This is a genomic window from Binatus sp. (SeqCode) (assembly GCF_035272065.1).
In the GTDB taxonomy this organism is placed as follows: domain Bacteria; phylum Desulfobacterota; class Binatia; order Binatales; family Binataceae; genus Binatus.
The window spans coordinates 1-3,762 of sequence record NZ_DATEQZ010000107.1 but is presented as its reverse complement, the minus strand read 5'-3'; the positions used below and the strand labels follow the sequence as shown (position 1 = coordinate 3,762).

4 protein-coding genes are annotated in these 3,762 nt (G+C 60.4%); all 4 read right to left on the bottom strand.

The features are described from left to right. Positions 1-216 precede the first annotated feature (216 nt). Positions 217-972 carry a hypothetical protein gene (locus tag VJX68_RS17325; protein WP_324096976.1) on the bottom strand — a complete coding sequence of 252 codons (756 nt, stop codon included), beginning with the start codon at positions 970-972 and terminating at the stop codon, positions 217-219. Between the two features lie 50 nt (positions 973-1,022). After that, the gene (locus VJX68_RS17320) at positions 1,023-1,844 is read right to left on the bottom strand and encodes an enoyl-CoA hydratase-related protein (RefSeq protein ID WP_324096975.1); all 822 of its coding nucleotides are present in this window, start codon (positions 1,842-1,844) and stop codon (positions 1,023-1,025) included. Between the two features lie 15 nt (positions 1,845-1,859). After that, positions 1,860-2,687 carry an alpha/beta fold hydrolase gene (locus tag VJX68_RS17315; RefSeq protein ID WP_324096974.1) on the bottom strand — a complete coding sequence of 276 codons (828 nt, stop codon included), beginning with the start codon at positions 2,685-2,687 and terminating at the stop codon, positions 1,860-1,862. Between the two features lie 63 nt (positions 2,688-2,750). Beyond that, positions 2,751-3,518 carry an esterase/lipase family protein gene (locus VJX68_RS17310; protein ID WP_324096973.1) on the bottom strand — a complete coding sequence of 256 codons (768 nt, stop codon included), beginning with the start codon at positions 3,516-3,518 and terminating at the stop codon, positions 2,751-2,753. Between the last annotated feature and the right edge of the window lie 244 nt (positions 3,519-3,762).

The following is a 3,762-nucleotide window of genomic DNA, read 5'->3' as shown; positions in this document are numbered from 1 at the left end:
TAAAGGATGACCTCTAGATGCAGACCCACCACCGGGCCGAACATCAAGGTGAGAAAGAACCAGGGAGTCAGGAAATGAGACTGGGGATCACCGAGTAGCGGCATACCGCCGCATAGGAACGGATTCCACAGCGGAAATTGACGGTATCGGTGGACACTCCAATATGCCGCCCATTGGGAAGCGGAATTCAAATCCCAGTCGCTAAAAGCACCCGCATTACGGTGTCGCAGACGTCACCGCTCCCCGTTTTATCGCCACTTGCGCAGCGACCCAGTTAAAAAACTGCGGAGCCTCGCTGGTTTGAGGCTCAGTGTCTCCTGCCTGATTCTGATAGTTCGCCAGAATCCAATATTCGAGAGCGGTGGACTCATGATTCAGGACGACACTCACGTTGGGTGGCAGCTTTGGATTCAGTCCGTCACACGTTCCGCAGCTGGTAGGACGGTAGGCGCCGAAATCAGTCGCATCGAAAGCAAGGATGAGATCCCCGTCGCTTGTCGTCGCAACGGATTTGGCCGTCATCGATCCACCGCTCTCGCTGGTGTTGCCGCTGGTCATATCCACCGGGGCGGCGGTCGCGACATTGTCCACCAATACGATTGCGCTTTGCGCGTCGACCGGTTCGCTGAAGGTCCAGGTCGCTGTGCTGGCGTCACTCGCCTGGATTGCATGCCAATACAGCGATTGACGTGTCGTTTTAGTTGAATCGTCGCGAATCAGTTGCCATCCAGCCGGCGCTGTAATCGTCGGTTTCGAGCCGCCGTAGCTCAATACGACGGCGATCGCGACCTGGCCAGCTTGCCCCTTTGAACCCCAATCGAGCGTCAGGTCCGTGGTCCCCTTCTTCAGCGGCGCTTCCTTGAACGAAACCACATTGGCGCCTCCAACCGTGTTTTCAGGTGTTTGTGAAGGCCCGGAATTGCACGCGACTACAAAGACCGCGGCTGCCCCCATCAACGCACGTTTGATCATTGTCCCCATCGCTCCCTCCTTGCCTCATTCCTTCCCCAGCAAACCTGTCGCTATGCTTTCTTGGCAAACGGACGATCGCGCTCCGTCAGCGCGCCCTTGAGACCTTTCTCGCGGCTCGACTTCATCCAGTTCTTCACCGTGTCGGTCTGGTGAGCGATCACATCGATGTCCGCCGCCGATTGCTCGGCCGCGCGAATCCCGATGATGTCGAGGTACCGATTCACCGCCGCCTTGTGCAGCATCAGCAACTCCGCCGGAACCATCGCAACGCGGCGCGCATAGTTCATCGTCTCTTCTTCGAGCTTGTCCTTCGGGAAGACGCGATTGACCAGGTGCCATTCGAGCGCTTCTTTCGCCGACATGTAGTCGCCGGTGAAAAAATACTCTTTCGTTTTGCGCGGACCCATCAGCACCGGCCACATCGACATCGTCGGCAGAATACCAAGCGAGCGGCCCGCCGGATGCCCGAACTGCGCATCCTCGCTGGCGAACACGATATCGCAGTGGCCGACAAACTCCGTGCCGCCCGCCAGGCAGTAGCCGTGCACCTGCGCAATCGTGGGTTTGTTAATCGCCCACAGCCGCTGCCATCGCTCGATCGTCTTGTGCAGGCCGAGCCGGTCGTTGGTGACGGTGAACGTCGAGCCGGGATGCTGCGTGCCTTGCAAATCGTAGCCCGCCGAGAACGCGCGCCCGGCGCCGCGAATTATCAGCACGCTCGCGTCGGCGTTCGACTCGTACTCGTCCATCACCGAATCGAGTTCCTTGAGCAGCTTCTGCGACAGCGCGTTAAGTTTCTCCGGCCGATTGAGCGTCAGCCGGTAGATTTTATCCTCGGCCTTTTCGTAAATGACGGTTTCGTAGTTCGCCATGTGTATCTCCGGCGGTTAGTTCACCGCGGCCATGAAGTCTCCTGCCACGCGCACGGTTTCATCCGGGACTTCCCAGAAAAACATGTGACCCGCGGCCTTGAGCGTATGCTTTTTCGATCCTGCTATCGCGCCCTGCAACACTTCCGCGTTCGGATACGGGACGATCGAGTCGTCGTCGCCGTGAATAATAAGTGTCGGCGACTTGATTTGTCCAAGCTGCGCGAAACTGTCGAATCCGCCAATCGCCTGTCCCTGCCGCATGAACGTGTGCATCGGCGTCACCGGGTAATTGCCCATCTCCGCGATCGCCTGCGTCAGTGTCGCCTGCCCGGCCTCCGAATTCAGGAACGCCTTGCCGCACGCCACAGAGAATGCGCGCCGCGCCTGCTCGATCGGATCCATGCCGGGTGCCGGAATCAGGTGGGCTATCGCCGCCGGATCGGCCGGTACCGAATGACTCGCGCCGCAGTTGGTGCATCCGAGCACCAGCCCGCGCGTGCGCTCCGGATATGCGAGCGCGAATTCCTGCGCGATCATCCCGCCCATCGAGATTCCGAAAATATGCACGCGCGGCGTCTTCGCATGGTCGAGCACCGTCGCGACGTCAGCCGCCATGTCGCTGAGCGTGAACTCGGCGTCGGGCTTGTCGCTCTCGCCGGTGCCGCGATTGTCGATCACGAAAATCGTGAACCGCGCCTCCATCAGTTTGAGGAACGCCTCGCCCCATCCGCGGCCCGAGCCGCTGAACCCCATGATTAGAGCGACCGGCTCGCCATGTCCTCGAATCTCGTAGCGAAGCTTTAGCCCGTCTTTGCTCTCGGCGAAATCGCGAACTGCTGCCACGTCGGAATCTCCTCTTCTCCGGAATCTTCGTTACGATGAATACTAACTACAGAAAGGAAAGGTTCAAGCGACGACGTTGTCGACTGCGGCGTCTGCGAGGATCGACGCGAGGATTCGATAAACCTCGCGATTGACGATCAGGCTCGCGTGCAGTCCCGGCACTTCGAAATTCGTGCCCTCATCGTCGATGCACGCCTGCCATTGCACGACCTCGTCGCGCCGCGTGTAGATTGCGCTGAAGCGGCTGCGCGGCGGGCTCGGCGCGAACACGGCGTTGGCAATACCGCACGAGCATTCCATCGTGCCGCAATTTTCTGGAGCGCTGGAGAACGTCTGCCAGAACGACTGGATCGCCTGCAGCGCCGGACGGACTTGATCGTGTACTCCCGTCCAGCCGCTGCGAATCGGCGAGCCAAGCGCGACCACCTCGCGCACGACCGCGGGATTAGCCGTCGCGATTGCGCGTCCAAGGACGCCGCCGAGGCTGTGCCCGATGATTGTGACGCGCTGGCCGGATTCGCGCGCGATTTTTTCCGCGCGCCATCCGACCAGTTCCACCTTGCGTCGCGGACATCCGACGTTGAGATCGATTCCCGACAAGTACGGCTTGTACCCGATGCGCCCGAGCCATCGCGCGAGCGTGCCAAGCGACCAGTCGCCCGCGGTGAATCCCGGAATCAGCAGCACGGGACGGCCGTCGCCGCGCGGCACTCCAACGCCGTAGCCGACCGGGTCGCGCGCGAGGGATGCGAATTGCTGGAGGAAGTCGAAATAGGCGGAGGCGGTGAGTTGCAGCAACATACAGATTGCGCGTTCGCGCGACACTGCCACGAAATGAATTCACTGTAAAGTCAATTGCGCGTAACAAGTGTTGATAACAGACGGCAGGCGGGCTTTTGTGACGTGATCGCAGAACCCTCACCGCCGGCCGCGATGCGGCCGGCCGCCTTGTATCTGTGAATTGAGTTGTGCAGAAGGAAAGGAACAACCGCGGCGCGGCAGATCGAGGTCGCCTGGGTCGGATAAGGCCGAGGGAGAGTGTGATCGCCGCGCCCGCATAGCCGGCCATAAGCCC

Bases quoted from the DNA above. Each gene is read 5' to 3' on its own strand.
- VJX68_RS17325 (WP_324096976.1), bottom strand. From the start codon at position 972: ATGATCAAACGTGCGTTGATGGGGGCAGCCGCGGTCTTTGTAGTCGCG.
- VJX68_RS17320 (WP_324096975.1), bottom strand. From the start codon at position 1,844: ATGGCGAACTACGAAACCGTCATTTACGAAAAGGCCGAGGATAAAATC.